The sequence below is a fragment of the Sivoneniella epilithica UHCC 1019 genome (assembly GCF_040830845.1).
Lineage (GTDB): Bacteria > Cyanobacteriota > Cyanobacteriia > Leptolyngbyales > Leptolyngbyaceae > ULC077BIN1.
Window position 1 is genome coordinate 60,671 of record NZ_JBFPDP010000015.1, and the last position, 19,186, is coordinate 79,856.

A 19,186-nucleotide genomic window follows, 5' to 3' on the forward strand; every position below is an offset into this window, starting at 1 on the left:
TAGGCGATCACACTTACCCCCCGATCGCAGCATCACTGAAATTTCTCTAGCCAACTTCCTGCAATATCACCTGTTCGTCACTCATTCTGGTTCCCAATATGAAATATGTTGTTGCGATCGCGTCTTTGCTGCTTACTGCCATTCACGCTCCTGCTTTAGCACAAATTACCACCGCCCCGGATGGCACCAACACCGGAGTGAACCAAGCTGGCAACACCTTTAATATCACGGGTGGCACTCAAGCGGGTTCTAACCTGTTTCATAGCTTTCAGCAGTTTGGACTGAACGCGGGGCAGATTGCGAACTTTTTGTCGAATCCGGCGATCGCCAATATTTTGGGGCGAGTCACGGGCGGCGACGCTTCCGTTATCAATGGGCAGATTCAAGTCACAGGCAGCAACGCCAACCTATATTTGATGAACCCGGCTGGCATGGTGTTTGGTGCCAATGCCAGTCTGAATGTGCCCGGTTCTTTCACGGCTACCACTGCCAACGCGATCGGGATTGGCGGCAACTGGTTTAACGCGATCGGCAACAATAATTACGCAGCACTGATTGGCACACCGAACAGTTTCGCCTTGACCGGACTGCAACCTGGAGCCATTATCAATGCGGGCACCCTGGCAGTCGGAACTGGGCAAAGCTTGACGCTACTGGGCGGCACTGTGGTCAACACGGGCACTCTCACCGCTCCCGGCGGCACAATCACGATCGCAGCCGTTCCTGGCGAAAAGCTCGTCCGCGTCACTCAAGACGGTAGCCTTTTAAGTTTGGATTTGCCTGTAGCCACGAAAGCCATTCTCAATCCTGTGACTGCGACACCGCCATCTTTGCCTGCTTTACTCACAGGCGGCAATTTAGGGAACGCATCAGGTTTAACCGTGGAGAATGGCGTGGTTAAACTTACGGGTTCCGGATTGCAAGTGCAAAACGGCGATGTTGTTGCCAAAACTATCACGTCTGGAACGGCAACCCTGTCAGCCACGAATAATGTGACGTTGGTAGAAAGCCAACTCCGCAACACTGGCGATCTAAATTTATTGGCAAACAACATGGTCACTGTGCGAGATAGTGTGGTGAACCCTGTTGTGATTCAGTCTGACAAAAACTTAACCATTCAAGGCAACCAGGAAGTAGACATTTTTGCCTTAAATCATCCTGTGAGCAATTTGAGTTCGGGTGGTAATATGCAGTTTCGCTCTGCCAACACCGTTCGGGGAGACGCTCATTATTTTACAGGTGGCAATCTGAGCTTTGAGAAATTAGACGGTAGTGCAGGAAATGTTTTTAGCCCTTACGATCCGGTAATTTTGGCAGCAGGTGATGTGACGTTGGCTAGTTACACGGGCGCATCCTTGCATATTTTGGCGGGGGGCAGTGTGACGATCGCAGGTGACATCGCAATTACGGCACCGGGTACAGTTGCCACAACGATTAATAGTGACCTAGCCAATCCGCTACGTCAGTTTGCCCGTGTCACTCGCGCCGATGATAGTGCGCTAGCAGTCGGTGGCATTCCTCGCTCAGATGCAACTGGCATTATTTGGACAGATAAGACTGAGTTGGTGATTGATGGCAGCGATCGCCCCACTTTGGATATTCGCGCAGGCATTAATTGGGCAGCGCTGGGAGGAATCCCTAATCAACCCATTCCCGACCTATTTCCCAATCCACAGCCGACCTTTGCTGTGCCTCCGACCCGTGCCGATATCACTGTGGGCAAAATCAACGTTAGCAATCCAGGTGTTGATCCCAACGTCAAGGGCGGAGTTGTTTTATTAACCAATCAGTACGCACCCAATGCAGCATTGGCGGGTGGTGATATTCGAGTTGATACTCAGCCAACTGCCGCTGGAAGTAGCATTAGTATTCCTATAGGTACTGGAAATCCGCAAAATGTTGGGGTTTTAGCGATCGATTCTCGTGGCAAAGTCGCGATTGGTGCTACAGATGCCGCTGGCAACCCACTTCCAATTAACATTGACCATGGAGATGTTTTTGTTGGGGGAACAATAGACATTTTTGCTGAGGAAAATATCAGCCTTGGTGACGTTTATTCAAGTGGAGGGGGCGGTCGCTTGTCTTCTACACGGCTCCATTCAACGGCTGGCAGTATATTGGTTGGAAGCATAAACTCTGGGATTCGTGGAATTGACTTAAAAGCAGCGCAATCTATACGGGTGCTGAACGCTTACCAGGCAGCGAATGTTAGCCCTAACATTTTATACAACCCGCCTGAATTGATTGATTACTTGGTGGCGCAAGGGTACTCAAGAGATCAACTACTCACAAGGGGGATTTCTCTTAATCCCAGGAAGACATTCGTCAGCTTACAATCTCGTCCATCTACCGGACCAAATGATGGAGCGGTGCCTGTGAATGCACTCAATGGCTCTATTTCAATTCGGGTCGGCGATGCGTCTCAGCCAATCGTCGATACCTCATTTGAGGTGGGTAGCACCATGGGTATCACTACAAGTCGAGTACTAATTTTAGGTGATAGTAAGCAATCGTTTGTCATTGGTCCTAATTTTGAAAATTCCGCTCCCTTTTCACCCCCTCAAGGCAATAACTTGCTGCCCTATGACCCCGTAACGAACCCAGACGGTTTCAACATTAACGCACTATATGTTTTTAGTAACGCACCATATGTTTTTGAAAGCAATGCAAACCAACCCTTAGTCTTTGGGTCGAATGATTTTCCCAGTGCTGCAAGTGGCATGGTTGGGGGAATTTATATTGGTCCAGGGAATAACGCTTCACTATACGGCTTAATTCAAGGGCGCACTTTTACTCCTCCTCCAATCCAGCCTTCCGCTCAGCCGCAAGTCAATTCCCAGCCTGTCGGCTCCACCAACTCGTCAGTTACCAGCCAACCCGTCAGAGTTGATGCGGCAAACATCGCCGTTCAACGAGCTTTTGAGCCGCAAAAACAAGGGGAAGCCTGTAATTCATCCACAACGATCGCATCTTCCACTACACCCGAAACGCGATCGCCGGACGACACTCGCAATCCTTGTACGACCTCTAAAGATGAAGCTCAAATTCTGCAAATTTTGGGTGACGATTCGGGCGAGGGTAAAGGCGTGAGATAGGAAAGTTGCGATCGGTTGCGGTTACGGAAGGATGCGATCGCAAAATGCTATCGTGAAACCAAAGTTTCGGTGAGGGATGAGGCATGAATTTGATCAGCCAACCACTCGACTTTGAAATTGAATATCCCGAAGCCGATGGCAAACCCATGTCTGAGAGCGATCAAACCCGTGACTACCTAATTTACGGTGTAGAAGCGCTGCGTCGTTACTTTAGCGATCGGTCTGATGTGTATGTATCAGGCAACCTGTTTATCTACTATAGGCAGGGAGTTCGTGATGCGGTTGTCTCGCCGGATGTGTTTGTGATCTTTGGCGTGGAAAATAAGCAGCGTCGCAGTTACAAAGCGTGGGAAGAAGGCGGTAAACTGCCTGATTTTGTTATGGAAATTACTTCCAAAACGACCCAATATCAAGACGAAGAAGAAAAGCTACACAAGTATCGCAACTTGGGCGTGACGGAATATTTCCAGTACGTCCCGACGGGGGATTATCTTCAGCCACCATTGAAGGGATCGCGGTTGGTTGAGGGCGAGTATCAGGCGATCGCCCCCACTTCTGCCATAAACGACAGTCCAATTTTTTACAGCAACGTGTTAGGACTGGAATTGCATTTGCTAGAGGGCGAACTACGCTTTTTTGATCCGCAAACGGGCGAGAAACTGCTGGATTTTGACGAAACGGAACAGGCTAGACAAGCAGCGGAACAAGCTAGACAAGATGCCATTCCTCGGCTATTGGGAATGGGGTTAAGTGCGGAACAGGTGGCATTGGCATTGGGGTTATCTACAGAAGAGGTGACAAATCATCCAATAGAGAGGTGAGAGATGAATAGGATTGAGAGAAGTAGAACCGCGATCTCGCAATTATTGCTGGCTGTGGCATTTTTTGAGTTCGTTCAGCCTCCTGCTTTGGCACAAATTACCATCGCCCCGGATGGAACCAATACGGGAGTGAAACAAGCTGGCAACACTTTTAATATTACGGGCGGCACTCAAGCGGGTTCTAACCTGTTTCATAGCTTTCAGCAGTTTGGATTGAACGCGGGACAGATTGCGAATTTTCTCTCCAATCCGACGATCGCTAACATTCTCGGACGAGTCACAGGCGGCGACGCTTCCATCATCAATGGACAAATTCAGGTCACAGGCAGCAACGCGAACCTATATTTGATGAACCCTGCTGGCATTGTGTTTGGTGCCAATGCCAGTTTGAATGTCCCTGGTTCCTTTACCGCCACCACCGCCAACGCGATCGGCTTTCGTCCAGGAATTACTGGAGTGCCGGGTCAATGGTTCAACGCCATGGGAGTGAACAACTATGCCGCATTGGTGGGCACACCCAGCGCTTTTGTGTTTTCGGCGCTGCAACCGGGCGCAATCGTCAATGCTGGAAACTTGGCAGTTGGGCAAGGACAAAGCCTGACGTTGCTCGGCGGCACTGTGGTCAACACGGGCACCCTGACGGCTCCGGGCGGCACGGTAACTCTAGCGGCGGTTCCTGGCGATCTCTATGTCCGCGTGGGTTCGACAGGAAGCATCTTGAGCTATGACTTGCCCTTAGCCGTAAAGAATACAGTCAATCCATTGACCACTCCACCCTTATCGTTGCCCCAACTCCTGACAGGCGGCACGGTGGAAAATGCTACGGGACTGACGGTGGAAAACGGGGTGGTGAAGTTGACCCCATCGGGTATCACGATTCCAACCAATGCAGCAGTGGCGATCGCCAGCAACCAAATTGATGTATCTGGCACCACAGGCGGCAATGTGCAGATTTTGGGCGATCGCGTGGGAGTGATCAGCGCCACGATTAACGCCTCTGGCACCAACGGGGGCGGCACGGTGCTAATTGGAGGCGACTATAAGGGGCAAGGAACCGTGCCAAATGCCCAACAAACCTTTGTCAGCCGCGATTCTACGCTGAATGCAAGTGCGTTACAAACCGGACAAGGTGGCAAGGTCATCGTTTGGGCAGATAGCGCCACTCGCTTTCAAGGCACGATCGCTGCAAAGGGTGGGGCAGGGTCTGGAAATGGCGGCTTTGTGGAGGTTTCAGGGAAATCTCTCTCGTTTGACGGCTCTGTGGATGTGACTGCCCCTGCCGGACAATCCGGGCAATTGCTGCTAGACCCAGATGTTGTCTTAATTGGGGCAGTGGGCACGGATGACGCTGAGCTAAATGATGGACAAATCTTAGCGGGAGATGGAGGAGCCGGAACCACCTTCCAGATTTCAACCGCCAAACTGCTGCAACTGCTGAATGGCAGTAATGTGACGATCGCCGCTAATAATGCGATCGCGGTCAATCAACCCGTGAATGCCACCCTCAACCCTAACCCCGGCAACTTAGCCCTCACTGCCACCACCATTAATGTCAATGCTCCACTGTCTATCAATGGCGCACTGACTCTAACGGGTAATGTGTCTAACAACAATGACAGAATCGTTAATCTGACTAGCAAAGGCGATTTAGTGATTCAGGGTAATGTGGCTGTGAACGATGGGGTCGGCGTTCCGGCAGCAGTTAAACTGACCTCCACTGAAGGCAATATTTTTGTCCAAGCTATTTCTTCGGGTTCAGGCGGGGTTGATATTAATGCAGCAGGACTGTTCCAGGCAAGAACGGGAATCGAGCGTGTCAATGTCTTTTTGCGAGAACGCCCACAAGATAGCCCAGAATTGAATGCATTTTTGCAATCAAAAGGCATCACGCTGGCTGCCGGACAGTTCGTCAACGTGCATTACGAATTTGGGGCAGCGAATCAAAGTAAGCCTCTGATCTACAGTGTTGCTGCTTCTCAAAGCAATAATGCTCCGGCGGGTTCTCTGAATGCGCCTGTAACGATTCGCTATGGTGGAGCCACTCGCACCTTAATCGATAGCAACTTTCCGATCGTGGCAACGGATGGCACAGGCACCATAACTCAGGGGCGCATTTTGGTTCAAGGTGGCAATGGTGCGTTCTTTGTAGGACCGACGGTCACTGGCAAATTGGTGCCTGGAATCCCCGATCTATTTTTGACTAAAGTTGGAGGAAATTTCATCCCGGTGACTGCGGCAACGTTTAATCCGGTAACCACAACGCTGTATCGCAATGAAATCTATACGGCTGCCTACCCGACTGCTGATTTTCCTGCCACGATTAGCGGTTTAGCAGGTTCAATCTACGTGGGCTTTGGCACCAATACTACGCTGTATGGCTCTAGCCAAAGCCGAGTGTTTCCGGCGATCGCTCCCACTACGGGAGGCGGGGCAGTTAGTAATTCTACGGCATCTGTATCAACTGCGCCCAGAGTTCAAGTAGCAGAAACAGTCGGAGACACGCTGCAACGGGGGTTTGAGCGCAAAACGGAAGGGTTAACCTGTGCGCCAACAATCGCGGTTGCAGCGGATGATCCTCAAAATCGTTCTACCCCCCGAGATCGCACTAATCCTTGTGCCTTGCCTCAAGATGATGCCCAAATTTTGAGGATTTTGGGAGAATCGCCGGTTAAGTAAAAACTCCTGAGAGATTTGCAATGAGGAATTGGTCTGCTGTTTATTTGAGCGCGATCTCAACAGTCTTATGCTGCCTCAGCCCATTAGTGATTTGCGCTGAGCAGATCCCCCCACCCCCCCTTATCAAGGGGGGCAAAGAAATTTCTGCGGATCAGCTTTTGCAAGCCGGCGATCGCCAATATCAACTGGGGCAAATAGACACCGCGATCGCGACTTGGAAGCAATCTCAGGCTGCCTATCAACAAGTCAACAATCGCCAAGGAGAAACCACAGCGCTTGCCAATTTGGGAATGGCGTATGTTACGGGAGAACGCTACCGAGATGCTATAGAGGTATTAGAAAGTGTTTTACCGATCGCGCGATCGCTCAACGATCAATCGGGTGAAGCTAGGGCACTGGGCAATTTAGGGATTGCTTACAAAATGCTGGGCAACTACGGGCAGGCAATTCAGACCCATCGGCAAGCGGGAAAGCTGATGCGGCAATTGGGCGATCGCCCTGGCTTGGGGCAGGTATTGCTAAATCTGGGAAACGCCTTTGAAGCCGTAGGTGACTATGACAGCGCCGCGATCGCCTATCAACAGAGTTTTAAGTTAGCGGAAGAATCGCGAGATCGCACCGGAACCGCGATCTCATTGGGGAATCTGGGAGCAGTTTATGCCAACCAGGGCAAAGACGAAGCGGCGATCGCCACCTTTCAAAAAAGCTTAGATCTTCACCGCGCCATCAAAAATCCGGCAGGAGAAGCCAGCACCCTGATTAACCTGGGTTCAACATCCCACAGCTTAGGAAAACGGGATGATGCCATTCGCTATTATCAGCAAAGTTTAGCGATCGCCCAGCAACTCAACAATCGTCGTTTAGCCGGAGAAGCACTCGGCAGCCTGGGGCTTGCCTATGACGACTTAAAAGACTTTCCCAAAGCGATCGCCCATCATCGCCAAAGTCTAGAAATTGGGCGATCGCTCAATGATCCAGAAGCCACAGGCACCGCCTTAAATAACCTAGCGCACGCCCTTTTTGGTGCAGGCAAACTAGCCGAAGCCGAAGCCACCTTGCGAACCGCCGTCACTCAACTTGATGCCCTCCGCCCCGGACTCAGCGACCTTTACCGAGTATCCATTTTTGATACCCAAGTGCATACCTACAGCCTTTTGCAGCAAGTTCTGATTGCCGCCAAAAAGTATGAAGCCGCCCTAGAAATCGCCGAACAGGGACGGGCAAGAGCGTTTGTGGAACTGCTGGCGAGAAAGCAGGGGAAAGGGCATAGGGAACAGGGAATAGGAAAAAGGGGACAGGCGGTAGAAAAAACTCTGCCCTCCGAACTCAAAACTCAAAACTCAAAACCCAAAACTCCGAACTCCGAACTCAAAACTCAAAACTCAAAACTCAAAACTCAAAACTCGCCTCCCTCGCCCCTCGCCCCTCCTTTCACCATTGCCCAAATTAAAGCGGTTGCTCGTCAGCAAAAAGCAGTGCTGGTGGAATATGCGATCGTGCCGGATGACGACTTCAAGTTTCGGGGTAAGCAACGCGCCCGTGAATCGGAGTTGTTGGTTTGGGTCGTGCAGCCCTCTGGTCAGGTCGATTTTCGTCGGGTTGATCTGAAACCGCTTTGGCAGCAAGACCTTAGTTTAGCCAAATTAGTGAGCGCCAGTCGTCAATGTCTCTATCCTGCTGCGAACTGTAACCAGCTACTCAATGCTCCCCCAAATGCTCCCCCCAAAAAATCTTCTGAGCAGATTGAGGCAATTCTCGTTCCAAAAGGCTCCGCCAATGCTGCCAACGCTGCCAACGCTCCTCGGCGATCGCGAAATCCAGCAATGCAAAAGCTTCACCAATTGCTAATTAGCCCAATTGCTGATTTATTACCCAAAAAATCAGATACCCGAATTGTTTTTATTCCTCAAGAATCCCTGTTTTTGGTGCCCTTTCCAGCCTTGCAAACCGCAGATGGCACCTATTTAATTGAGCAGCATACCCTGCTGACTGCGCCTGCCATTCAAGTTCTCGACCTCACCCGCAAACAGCGATTGGCGCAGCAAAAAGGTCAAACCAAGGGGCGATCGCTGATTGTGGGCAATCCTACCATGCCCGTTGTCGGCACCGAAGCCCTATCGCCTTTGCCGTCTTCCGAACAAGAAGCCCAACAGATCGCTGAGTTGCTGAAAACAAAAGCACTAATTGGCAATCAAGCCACTGAACGCCAGATTGTGCAGGAACTCCCCCAGGCACAACGGGTGCATTTGGCAACCCATGGACTACTGGAATATGGTCAAGATTTAGGAGATGTCGGCATTCCAGGGGCGATCGCCCTTGCCTCAGACTCCAACAACGATGGCTTATTGACCTCCAGCGAAATCTTAGATTTGCGCCTCAAAGCAGACTTGGTTGTGCTGAGTGCTTGCGACACCGGACGCGGCAGAATTACGGGCGATGGCGTAGTGGGTCTATCCCGTGCCTTCATCTCCGCTGGCGCTCCTAGCGTAGTAGTCAGCCTGTGGGCAGTTCCTGATGCGTCCACGGCGCAGTTGATGGTAGCGTTTTATCAAGCCTTGCAGCAACAGCCCGATAAAGCTAGAGCACTGCGGCAGGCAATGCTAGAAACCATGAAAACCTATCCTCGCCCCCTCGACTGGGCAGCGTTTACGCTCATTGGGGAAGCAGAATGATTGAATTTTTTAAGATGTAGCAAGTTAGCATAGCGAGTAATACCGTTTTGAGTTTTGAGTTTTGAGTTTTGAATTGTAGAAGCTTTACTCAGTCACGGTTTCAAACTAAGGTTTGTCGCATCCTCTATCTAAAACTGGTATAAGAATTTTTTTATGGAGCGAACTATGGTTCAAACCCCAGAAAAAACAGTGTCCTTGGCAGAGTTTCTGCAATTGCCAGAAACCAAACCCGCCAGTGAATACATCGACGGAAAAATCATTCAAAAGCCAATGCCCCAAGGACACCACAGCGCAATTCAGGGAGAATTAGTTAGTACTATTAATGCTGCTTTCAAAACTGAAAAGGTTGCGAGAGCCTATCCAGAGCTACGGTGTACGTTTGGAGGGCGATCGACCGTGCCTGATGTCACAGTATTTCTTCCAGAAAGAATTCCGCGTGAAGCTGATGGCAAAATCGCCAATGTGTTTTCGATTCCGCCTGATTGGACGATTGAGGTTCTTTCCCCCGACCAGAACGCCAATCGTGTGGCGCTGAACATTCTGCACTGTTTGGAACACGGCACTCAACTCGGCTGGCTGATTGACCCAGAAGAAAACCTGATTTTAGTCTATTCCCCTGGTCAGCAAGTCGCCGCCTTTGAAGATCCAGCTACAGTTTTGCCTGTTCCCCCATTTGTCACGGGCTTAACGCTAACCCTGGGCGAAGTCTTTGGCTGGCTTCTGGAGTAAAAGTTGATGTTTTGCAAGATGCCGCGATCGCCCCTTTTATCTAGTCTTCTAACAAGATCAATTGTTGGGGATTGAAGTGAACGTACCAGGGCAACGGTTGATTTTTTAAGGTTTCCCATTTTTCCTTAAACACTTCTGCTTGCAAATGATAGTCACTTGCATGGAGTGGAGCCGACTGGAGTTTGAGGAATACCGTCATGCGATGGGGTGTTTCGCTAGTTGCCGCAACCCAACAGGGAAAAGTGTTGAGAGCGGGTGTCAGGTCAGGATCTACAAACTGAAGGTGATGGGCACGGATGGCAACTTGAGTAAAGTGTGCAGGTGGGGGATCTATAACTTGGAGAGTGCAGTTCCAGTCGATCGCGTCGATTTGCTGAAAGCCATTCACCTTAGCACGGGAGAAGTTTTTGCAGCCTGTTAGTTTAGCGATGCTAACAAGATTGGGATGTTCAAAAATGGTGTGTTTATCGGCATGGGCGATCGCCCTACCCTGCTCCAGTATCAGCAGATTTTTACAAACGCGATAGGCTTCTTCCAAGTTGTGTGTCACAAATAAAGTGATCCCAGAGTAAGTGTTTAAAGTGGCGATTAGTTCTTGCTCCATTTGAAAGCGCAGATGGGTATCCAAGGCAGAAAATGGTTCATCCAGCAGCAAAACATCAGGGTCGCAAATCAACGCTCTTGCCAGAGCAACGCGCTGCTGTTGTCCACCGGATAGCTGATGGGGATAGCGATCGCCCAATCCGGTCAGTTCCACTGTTTGCAATTGTGCTTCTATGCGGTGTCGCGAGTTTTTCTTAGGAGCTAATCCAAACGCCACATTTTGGGCAACGGTCAGGTGTGGAAACAGGGCATAGTGTTGAAAAATGATGCCAATTCGGCGATCTCGGCTAGCAATATTAATCCCTAATTTTGAGTCGGATAAGACTCGCCCATTTAGCACAATGCGTCCGTGATCCGGTGTTTCAATGCCTGCAATGCAACGCAATAGAAGGCTTTTGCCTGCGCCGGATGCACCTAGGATTCCTAAAGGGTGGCGATCGGTGTCAAAGGTAAGTTGGAGGGAGAAGGAGGCAAGATAGCTTTGGATATCAACGGTGAGAGAGGGTTGAAGGGGAGGGGTAAGTTTTGAGTTTTGAGTTTTGAGTTTTGAATTGTGGAGGGGTGGAGAGGTGGAGGGGTGGAGAGGTGGAGGGGTAAGAGGGGCAGTGGTGAGGAGGTTAATTGTGGCGATTCGGGCAATGATTCCTACGGGAATTGCGACGAGGGAAATGGACAAAATGATCAGGCTCCAAAACCAGGCTTGATCGGTTGCGCCTGCTTCTACGGCGGCGTAAATTGCAAGGGGAATGGTTTCTGTTTCGCCGGGAATATTGCCCGCTAGCATCAAGGTTGCGCCAAATTCCCCCAATCCACGCGCAAAGCTGAGGGTTATGCCTGCTAAGACTCCGGGCAGTGCCAGGGGTAGGCTAACCTGCCAAAAAATGCGGAATTCCGAAGCGCCTAGGGTTCTGGCGGCATGGAGTAGATTGCTGTCAATTTGCTCAAAGGCTCCCAGGGCTGTCCGATACATCAGCGGAAAGGTAACGACGGTGGCGGCGATCGCCCCGGCATACCAGGTAAAAATAATCTCGATATTCAGCGATCGCAGCAGTTGTCCACCCCAGCCATTGCTGCCAAAAAACTGTAACAAAACAAATCCAACGACGGTCGGCGGCAGCACTAGAGGCGAGATGAACAGGGTATCGAGTAGCGATCGCCACTTTCCTCGATAGCCCAATAATCCATAGGCAGCGGCAGTTCCCGCGAAGAAGGTGATTACGGTCGCGACTGTCGAAACTTTCAGCGAAATCCAAAGGGGTGAAAGATCGATCGTTGTCATGGGCAATGAGACGGCTATAGGCAAGAGGCGATCGGTAAAATAAATTGATTTAGAACAACTCAAAACTTAAAACTAAGAACTCAAAACTAGCTAATTCCAAACCCATATTTTTGAAATATTTTTTTGGCTTTGCTGCTTGATAAAAACTGAATAAAAGCTCGTGCAGCAGTTTGATTTTTGCTACGTTTGACTACGGCGATCGGGTAAACAATTGGCGTATGTAAATTGGCAGGAATCACCTGAACCACCTTCACTTTATTAGATGTTTTTGCATCAGTGGCATACACTAGACCGGCTTGCACATTGCCTGATTCTATAAATTGCAACACTTGACGCACAGTGTTTGCTAACACAAATTTGGGTTGTAATGAGTTCCATAATCCTTGCTTTTTTAAGGCTTCCTCACTGTATTGTCCGGCTGGAACGCTACGCGGATTACCGATCGCAATTCGTTTGACGCGAGTATCCTTCAAGCTTTGGAGATTAGTTACTCCTGTACTAGTCTTGGGCACCACCAGCACTAACCGATTCGTCAACAAATTGCGGCTGCTGCCTGTCTCAATCAAGTTTTTCTGCTGCAATGCATCCATTTGTTTCTCAGCCGCAGCAATGAAAATATCGGCTGGGGCACCATTTTCGATTTGCTGTTGCAGTGCGCCAGAACTGGCAAAGTTATAGCGCAGGGTGACGTTTGGCTGAGTTTGATTATAGAGGAGGGAAATTTCTTGGAGGGCATCCGTTAGGCTGGCAGCCGCAGACACAACCAGTCGAGAACTGGCTTGCGCGATCGCCACAGATTGATTAAATCTGCTTACAGTCAACGCGATCGCCAGCGCCATTCCAACAATAAAAATAAAACTGAGCCTGCGTTTCATCCCTCCACTCCTCGCCGAGCAATTGTCGTATGTAACATTAGATACCTTCTTAAGATTGATAGTTGCCTCATCATCGGTTGGGTGCGGCTGATTTTTGGATTAATGGTGGCGATATCATGCAAAGCTCCTTAAAGCGAATGTTAGTCGGCGGGGGCTTTTTCTCAGGCACCCTAGTTGTGGCAGTCGTAGGCTATCGATTAGCTGGTTGGAACTGGCTAGACTCTATCTATATGGTGATCATCACCATTTTTGGGGTGGGGTTTGGCGAAATTGGACCGATGACCCCTAGTCTGCGAATTTTCACAATGGCAGTCATTATTTCAGGCTGCTCATCAGTTGCCTATATTTTGGGCGGCTTTCTGCAAATGATTACCGAAGGCGAAATTAAACGAGTATTGGGAGTGAGACGGATGAAGCGCGAAATTGATCTGCTAACAGACCACGTCATTATCTGTGGCTATGGTCGCATTGGGCAAATTTTAGCGCATCAGATGGAAGTGGCTCACCAGCCTTTCGTTTTGATTGACAATGACGATCATCGGGTAGCGCAGGCAGAAAGCAAAGGCTTTTTAGTCCAGATGGGGAGCGCTGCGGATGAAAATATTTTAGAAGCCGCCGGAATTATGCGAGCAAAATACCTGGCAACGGTTTTGCCTGATGATGCCATTAATGTGTTCATTACACTCACCGCACGCGGCTTGAATCCTCAGCTAATTATTTTGGCAAGAGGCGAGTATCTTTCTACAGAAAAGAAGTTATTGCAGGCAGGTGCCGATCGCGTTGTTTCTCCAGCGGCGATCGGAGCACTTCGCATGTCCCATATGATTACACATCCAGCCGCCAGAGATTTTCTGGAGCAAGATGACGGGCGCAATAGCCTGAATGAACTGCTGGCTCAAATTGACATCCAGGTTGAAGAACTGGCAATTGCTCCCGGCTCCAATCTGACAGGGGCAACGGTAGGAAGTGTGCAAGTGCGCGGCAAAGGCACTTTTGTCGTAGTGGCACTCCGGAAAGCGGCGGGTTCAACCGTAATCCACCCCGACAACGAAACCTTTTTAGAAGAAGGCGATACGCTCATCGTCATGGGGCATAAAGGCGATATTCCTAAGTTTGCGCGGCATTATGCCAATAAACGACAGATGCAATATCGTGGAGCCAAGTTTTCACGACGACAAAAATGATTACGCTTTTACTTAACTGGGTGAAGCAGCATGAGTGCGATCGTCGCTCAGCTACACCTGAATTCTATTGATCGTCTTGATTCTGAACGTTAACAGATAGCTGTAAACCCATTGCACCTAACCAACTCGCTAACCCATAAATTGCCTGACTGCCTGATTGGGATAGGATATCATCTAGCTTTTGTCGTTGCGATTCAGCCTGTTCAGATGACAGCGTAGTTTTGCTAAACGCCTCTACCACATCCAGCAAAGCACTTTTCAGTAAAGTCGGTTCGGGGTTTTCCTCTTCCAAAATGGCTGCAATGTAAGCCGCCGCTTCCTCAGGCTTTTGAAGTGACTCAATCAGATAATCGTGGAAGCTAATCTTCTGTGAAACCTTTGCACTGTTCATAATCTGCTAAAAGCCTTTTTGCTTGCTCAATATCACGGCTCTGGGTATCGTGATGCCCTCCATTAAGAGTTAGAATGCCCTCCTCTACTTCTCCAAAGTAAATTCTATATCCGCCACGACCACCAAGCCTGAACTCACTAACTCCGGAGTCAAGATACTTCCAATCTCCCAAGCTTCCTGACTCTTCCACACGCTTAAGTTTGGCCTTAATTTTTGCAGCAGCTTTAGTATCGCGCAGAGAACTCAGCCATTCTAGAAACTGAGGCGTAAAGAAAACTCGTCTAGGTTGCGCTTCCATCCACAGTATTCTCAATTAGTACGAGGGTACTTTATCATGTGCCATGGGTTGGATATAAGGCACAGCTACCGCCTCATTATACATACGAGATACATACGAGCGTAATTTTAACATATATATAAATTAAATAGCAACAATCTTTATGCCCTGCAATGCAAGACTGCAAAGCTTGTTGCTGCTTATAGCAGTGCAGGATATAAGAACAGCACAACTACTATTAAGTTTATTGAAGTATGGAGGTTGACAAGCTAGAAATAGCGTTTAGCCACTGGTAAAGAGATCGCCGTCCCCCAAATAAGCATTATCCACGCTACGGACTTTTGTAGGTTCGGGAACGCAAAAATTACGGGATGATGAGAAGGCTATTTAAGATTGGGTGTGGGAATGAGATCGCCTGAGTTGTCTGCGTTTCAATTGCTGCAAAAAGCAGCGTCTCTGTTGGTGTATCAATCGGTGTTTGATTTTGAGCAGGAAGCAGGGCAAGCTTTTTTGGCATTGCTGCAAGCGATTCACACTGCTCAGGCAAAGGTTGGAGCAGAGGTTTTGAATTGTCTTCATGCTTACGGACGCTGGTTGCGCTGTTTGGTAGAGGCGGAGCAATCCTGGCAAGATCTTTTACTTACGTGCGTTTTGCGAGATGAAAACCCATTTACCCAACAGGCGCAGCAAAAAGAGTTTCAGGAATTGTCGCCAGCCTTAGTGTTGGCGGCGCGGCACGATTTGCAAGTGCTGCAAGAGTTGTCTGAGTATGGAGAAGTGCAGTTGAGAAATTGGGTGGAGGCGATCGCGCCAGTTTCTTTCCCGGCGATCGCCTGGGAGCCATCCAGCGATTCAGCAGTAACACCTGTCAAACTTCAGCTAGAACGTACCAACTGGGCAGAGGGAATAGAAGTGTTTGCCGCCCATTATCATCAGTATGGCACTGGAATTGCGGCGAGATATGCAGCACTGCGATGGCATCAGGGCGAACTCATGGGCATTGCTCACGCCGATCCGGTGGAACTGGGTGACTTGGTGGGCTATGACACTCAGCAAGAGGCGCTGTTGAAAAACACCGAGTTTTTACTCAAAGGCTACTCGGCGCTGCATGTGTTGCTGTATGGCAGTCGGGGATCGGGCAAGTCGTCGTTGGTGAAGGCGTTGCTCAATCGCTACAGCCAGGATGGAATGCGCTTGATTGAAGTTGCCAAGTCAAATTTGCGAGACTTGCCTGCGATCGTAGATCAACTCCGCCCGTTGCCGCAAAAGTTCATCATTTTTGTGGATGATCTGTCGTTTGAAGAAGACGAGGACGATTACAAAGCGTTAAAGGTAGTGCTGGAAGGAAATTTGACGGCGCGATCGCAAAATGTAGTGGTTTATGCCACTTCCAATCGGCGGCATTTGATTCGCGAGTTTTTTGGCGATCGCCCCCGCCCCAAAGATGGCGATGAAATTCACGCTTGGGATACCGTGCAAGAAAAACTTTCCTTTAGCGATCGCTTTGGGCTAACCCTAACCTTCGAGCCACCGGATCAAGCCACCTATTTACAGATCGTTCATCATCTTGCCGCCCAAACCAATATTTCCCTTAGCTCAGACGATCTAGAGTTTCAAGCGCTCCAGTGGGCAACTCGTCACAATGGGCGATCGGGTCGCACTGCCCGACAATTCGTCGACTTCCTCCGCGCGGATTTAGCCACAGTTTGATTCCGCTTGACAACCGACCTGTTAAGCTATGGTCTGATTATTCCTTAATACCTTTAAACATCTACTGAATACCTTTAAACATCTAGTTGATTACAGTCTAAATAACATATGCAAGTTGGAAGTTGGGTAACTGCGGGTGGAATTGTCATGCTGCCGCTGTTGGGGTTTTCCCTGCTGGCAGTGGCATTAATTTTGGAGCGAGTGATATTTTGGGTCAAGATTACTCGTCGTCAAGAGCGGCTAGCGCGGGAAGTGCTGACCCTGTATAGCCACAATCCCCGCAATGCATTTTTGAAGCTGGAGAAAAATACAGATTTGCCGATCGCCCGAATTTTTTTGGCAGCATTAGAACTCGATCGCCCCAATCCTGAAGAGTTTCGGTTAGCCCTGGAAAGTTCGGCTCAGGCAGAAATACCGTTACTCAAGCGGTTCAACACCGTATTTGAAACCATCATTAGCCTGTCGCCACTCTTGGGTTTGTTGGGAACCGTGCTGGGGTTGATTCGCTCTTTTGCGTCCTTAAAACTGGGAGAACTGTCTGGCAGCAGCACCCTGGGAGTCAGCGCTGGTATTAGTGAAGCGTTGGTTTCTACGGCAGCCGGATTGATAGTCGCCATTTTCACGCTGCTGTTTGCCAATACCTTTCGCGGCTTATATTTGCGGCAAATTGCCCTGATTCAAGAATACGGCGGACAGCTAGAATTGCTCTATCGGCGATATTACGAACAAGGAGCGCCTTCGTCCTATGCGTCTACCGGATGAGCCAGATTTGCCATTTCAGATCAACATCGTACCGATGATCGATGTGATCTTTGCAATCCTCACGTTTTTTATGATGTCGTCTTTGTTTTTGACGCGATCGACTGGAGTGCCCGTCAATCTACCCAAAGCGACGACGGCTCAAGCCCAAAATTCTGGACGCTTTACCGTGACGGTGAATGCTCAAGGGCAAATTCAGTTAAATAACCAAACGGTGTCGTTGTCGGAACTTCAACCCCGACTCAAATCCTTAGTTGGCACTCAGTCAGCCCAAGTGATCATCAATGCCGACGAGCAGGTCAGCCATGGTCAGGTAGTGGCAGTGATGGATCAACTGCGCCAAATTCCAGGGTTGAGGTTGGCGATCGCCACTCAACCCAAGTAATCCAGCACTCCTCAAACTGCGACTAAAACTGAATTCCAAGCGTCGCCGCCTGCCCATTGCGGCTAATGGTGAATTGGGCAACAGCAGGAGCATTACTAATAAAGGCTTTGAGGTCATCAAAACTGCGGAGGGCGTTTCCATTCACTCCCAGCAGGCGATCGCCCACTTGTAAACCGCTGTTTGCTGCTGCTGAACCCCGATTCACACTTTGCACAACTAACGTGCGAATATCCACAGTTACGCCTAACTGCGCGCCCGCGATTGCTGGATTGCTGCCTGCTTGGGGCGATGGATAGGGTAAATCTGAGTGATAACCAGGGTCATATTGAGGAGTTGGAACTTGGGCACTCTCATAATTCTGGCGGTCAATGCCTGGATTGGAGCGATTATCATTCGGCGTTGGAATCACGACAGCACCGCCAGAATATTGACCACCAGAGTATTGACCAGAACGAGACGCAAACTGATTATTAGGTGGCTGCGACTCATAAATGGGATTATTTGAGCGCGATCGCCAAATCGGAGATTGCGGCTTTGGTAACACAATGCCACCGGGAAATTGAGCGATCACTGGATTAGTGGGCGGCTGATAAATGGGCGTTTGATTAGGCATTTGATTATAAATTGGCGCTCTTGAAGCAATACCAGCACTTCCAGCACTATTTTGGGCAATAAACGACCGGGCAGTTTGTACGCTTGTGGCAATGCTAATTCCCGTATTGCTGCCCTGCGCCGATTCCAAAATCGCCTTATTCACGCCCACCATTTCGCCCGATGCATTCAACAAAGGACCTCCCGAATTTCCGGGATGCAACACTACCCTCGATTGCAGATCGCCATTGCTTCGCGTGCTGCTAAACGTGCCTGTTGTCAACACGCCCGGACGACCATAGGGACTGCCGATCGCCAACACAGGTTCGCCCGATCTCGGTGTGCTAGTTGCCAAAGGCACTGTAGGTAGTTGCGATCCAGTTTGCAGTTGAATGAGGGCTAGATCGGAGCGGCGATCGATAGCAATCACCTGACCCACATAACTTTGCCCATCAAATGTTCTGGCAGAAACTCGACTGCCCATTGCCCCATTCACCACATGATTATTGGTGATCACCAATCCATTCGGGCTAACCACACTGCCAGAGCCAATTTCTCGCCCCGCAAACACCGTCACCACCGCCGGATTTACCCGCTGGTAAATTGTATTGGCTGACCCGGCGATCGCGCGCGATTCATAAGCAATCTGCACGGGGGCGCTAATCGTTGGAATCGGCGTAACCACTAAAGCCGAAGCTGCAAACAACAGCAAATATCGTAGTTTCATAGCATCTGAGTCAAGAGTTTTGGGTGTGAATCAACCTAGCTTTCACGTCCTCAAAACATTTGAAACAGTAAGGTTAGCGTTCTCCTCAAAAGCGCACAGTTAAAACGGTGAACAAACTGTCACACCTTTTCTAAAACTTTTGCGGAAACAGGAGAAGCTAAAAAGTATCAAGTAGAAGAGAGTGGTTACTGTTCCGACGCTCTGGCATCCCCAGGGCGTTTTTAATGTTTAAATGGAAAGCTAGAGAGTATCGTTATCTTTCAGAGGGGGTACTATGGCATCCGGATGGTTCTCAAGAAATACCCCAATGAGTGCATCCTAGTTTTGCAAATATGCCTTCATCCCCTTCTCTCAGGTCGGGAGAAGGAGAGACAACTCAAAGTCCCTCTCCTGCTTTGGGGGAGTGATTTAG

General features: G+C 49.5%; 14 protein-coding genes. 9 read left to right on the forward strand and 5 right to left on the reverse strand.

Features of this window, described 5'->3' with window-relative positions:
* Positions 1-98: 98 nt before the first annotated feature.
* The 5 genes from AB3R30_RS11495 to AB3R30_RS11515 all read left to right on the forward strand — a co-directional run bounded on the left by AB3R30_RS11495 (position 99) and on the right by AB3R30_RS11515 (position 9,993).
* On the forward strand, positions 99-3,095 hold the full coding sequence (locus tag AB3R30_RS11495) for a two-partner secretion domain-containing protein (protein WP_458649325.1): 2,997 nt from the start codon (positions 99-101) through the stop codon (positions 3,093-3,095).
* A gap of 83 nt (positions 3,096-3,178) precedes the next feature.
* The gene (locus tag AB3R30_RS11500) at positions 3,179-3,916 is read left to right on the forward strand and encodes a Uma2 family endonuclease (RefSeq protein ID WP_458649326.1); all 738 of its coding nucleotides are present in this window, start codon (positions 3,179-3,181) and stop codon (positions 3,914-3,916) included.
* 3 nt (positions 3,917-3,919) lie between these two features.
* Positions 3,920-6,592, forward strand: coding sequence for a two-partner secretion domain-containing protein (locus tag AB3R30_RS11505; protein ID WP_458649327.1), 2,673 nt, complete (start codon positions 3,920-3,922; stop codon positions 6,590-6,592).
* 20 nt (positions 6,593-6,612) lie between these two features.
* Positions 6,613-9,264 carry a CHAT domain-containing tetratricopeptide repeat protein gene (locus tag AB3R30_RS11510; RefSeq protein WP_458649328.1) on the forward strand — a complete coding sequence of 884 codons (2,652 nt, stop codon included), beginning with the start codon at positions 6,613-6,615 and terminating at the stop codon, positions 9,262-9,264.
* Positions 9,265-9,429: 165 nt separating this feature from the next.
* Positions 9,430-9,993 (forward strand): Uma2 family endonuclease, encoded by a 564-nt coding sequence (locus AB3R30_RS11515; protein WP_458649329.1) that lies wholly within the window; start codon positions 9,430-9,432, stop codon positions 9,991-9,993.
* Between the two features lie 40 nt (positions 9,994-10,033).
* On the opposite strand, the gene modB is transcribed toward AB3R30_RS11515, so the two are convergent.
* Positions 10,034-11,875: a molybdate ABC transporter permease subunit gene (modB, locus tag AB3R30_RS11520; RefSeq protein ID WP_458649330.1), complete on the reverse strand. Its 1,842-nt coding sequence runs from the start codon at positions 11,873-11,875 to the stop codon at positions 10,034-10,036.
* 86 nt (positions 11,876-11,961) lie between these two features.
* Positions 11,962-12,750: a molybdate ABC transporter substrate-binding protein gene (gene modA / locus AB3R30_RS11525; RefSeq protein ID WP_458649331.1), complete on the reverse strand. Its 789-nt coding sequence runs from the start codon at positions 12,748-12,750 to the stop codon at positions 11,962-11,964.
* Between the two features lie 62 nt (positions 12,751-12,812).
* Here modA and AB3R30_RS11530 point away from each other — a divergent pair, with 62 nt between their 5' ends.
* The gene (locus tag AB3R30_RS11530; protein WP_458649332.1) at positions 12,813-13,934 is read left to right on the forward strand and encodes a potassium channel family protein; all 1,122 of its coding nucleotides are present in this window, start codon (positions 12,813-12,815) and stop codon (positions 13,932-13,934) included.
* A 64-nt stretch (positions 13,935-13,998) separates the two neighbouring features.
* Here AB3R30_RS11530 and AB3R30_RS11535 read toward each other — a convergent pair whose 3' ends face one another.
* Together AB3R30_RS11535 and AB3R30_RS11540 are read right to left on the reverse strand one after the other, a co-directional pair.
* A complete protein-coding gene (locus tag AB3R30_RS11535) occupies positions 13,999-14,325 on the reverse strand; it encodes a hypothetical protein (RefSeq protein ID WP_458649333.1) in 327 nt (108 codons plus the stop codon).
* On the reverse strand, positions 14,294-14,623 hold the full coding sequence (locus AB3R30_RS11540) for a type II toxin-antitoxin system RelE/ParE family toxin (RefSeq protein WP_458649334.1): 330 nt from the start codon (positions 14,621-14,623) through the stop codon (positions 14,294-14,296). Before AB3R30_RS11540 ends, AB3R30_RS11535 begins: the two co-directional genes overlap by 32 nt.
* 384 nt (positions 14,624-15,007) lie before the next feature.
* Between AB3R30_RS11540 and AB3R30_RS11545 the strand changes: the two genes are divergently transcribed.
* From AB3R30_RS11545 to AB3R30_RS11555, 3 genes are all read left to right on the forward strand, one after another.
* On the forward strand, positions 15,008-16,312 hold the full coding sequence (locus AB3R30_RS11545; protein ID WP_458649335.1) for an ATP-binding protein: 1,305 nt from the start codon (positions 15,008-15,010) through the stop codon (positions 16,310-16,312).
* Positions 16,313-16,420: 108 nt separating this feature from the next.
* The gene (locus AB3R30_RS11550) at positions 16,421-17,074 is read left to right on the forward strand and encodes a MotA/TolQ/ExbB proton channel family protein (RefSeq protein ID WP_458649336.1); all 654 of its coding nucleotides are present in this window, start codon (positions 16,421-16,423) and stop codon (positions 17,072-17,074) included.
* Positions 17,058-17,456, forward strand: coding sequence for an ExbD/TolR family protein (locus AB3R30_RS11555; protein ID WP_458649337.1), 399 nt, complete (start codon positions 17,058-17,060; stop codon positions 17,454-17,456). The genes AB3R30_RS11550 and AB3R30_RS11555 overlap by 17 nt, the downstream gene beginning before the upstream one ends.
* 22 nt (positions 17,457-17,478) lie before the next feature.
* Here AB3R30_RS11555 and AB3R30_RS11560 read toward each other — a convergent pair whose 3' ends face one another.
* Complete coding sequence (locus AB3R30_RS11560) at positions 17,479-18,774, reverse strand: S1C family serine protease (RefSeq protein ID WP_458649338.1); 1,296 nt, start codon at positions 18,772-18,774, stop codon at positions 17,479-17,481.
* Between the last annotated feature and the right edge of the window lie 412 nt (positions 18,775-19,186).

What these genes read in the sequence shown, in the direction of transcription:
- AB3R30_RS11510 (WP_458649328.1), top strand. Translation starts at nt 6,613, where the DNA reads ATGAGGAATTGGTCTGCTGTTTATTTGAGCGCGATCTCAACAGTCTTA.
- modA (WP_458649331.1), bottom strand. Translation starts at nt 12,750, where the DNA reads ATGAAACGCAGGCTCAGTTTTATTTTTATTGTTGGAATGGCGCTGGCG.
- AB3R30_RS11535 (WP_458649333.1), bottom strand. Translation starts at nt 14,325, where the DNA reads ATGAACAGTGCAAAGGTTTCACAGAAGATTAGCTTCCACGATTATCTG.
- AB3R30_RS11545 (WP_458649335.1), top strand. Translation starts at nt 15,008, where the DNA reads ATGAGATCGCCTGAGTTGTCTGCGTTTCAATTGCTGCAAAAAGCAGCG.
- AB3R30_RS11555 (WP_458649337.1), top strand. Translation starts at nt 17,058, where the DNA reads ATGCGTCTACCGGATGAGCCAGATTTGCCATTTCAGATCAACATCGTA.
- modB (WP_458649330.1), bottom strand. Translation starts at nt 11,875, where the DNA reads ATGACAACGATCGATCTTTCACCCCTTTGGATTTCGCTGAAAGTTTCG.
- AB3R30_RS11500 (WP_458649326.1), top strand. Translation starts at nt 3,179, where the DNA reads ATGAATTTGATCAGCCAACCACTCGACTTTGAAATTGAATATCCCGAA.
- AB3R30_RS11550 (WP_458649336.1), top strand. Translation starts at nt 16,421, where the DNA reads ATGCAAGTTGGAAGTTGGGTAACTGCGGGTGGAATTGTCATGCTGCCG.
- AB3R30_RS11505 (WP_458649327.1), top strand. Translation starts at nt 3,920, where the DNA reads ATGAATAGGATTGAGAGAAGTAGAACCGCGATCTCGCAATTATTGCTG.
- AB3R30_RS11560 (WP_458649338.1), bottom strand. Translation starts at nt 18,774, where the DNA reads ATGAAACTACGATATTTGCTGTTGTTTGCAGCTTCGGCTTTAGTGGTT.
- AB3R30_RS11540 (WP_458649334.1), bottom strand. Translation starts at nt 14,623, where the DNA reads ATGGAAGCGCAACCTAGACGAGTTTTCTTTACGCCTCAGTTTCTAGAA.
- AB3R30_RS11495 (WP_458649325.1), top strand. Translation starts at nt 99, where the DNA reads ATGAAATATGTTGTTGCGATCGCGTCTTTGCTGCTTACTGCCATTCAC.
- AB3R30_RS11515 (WP_458649329.1), top strand. Translation starts at nt 9,430, where the DNA reads ATGGTTCAAACCCCAGAAAAAACAGTGTCCTTGGCAGAGTTTCTGCAA.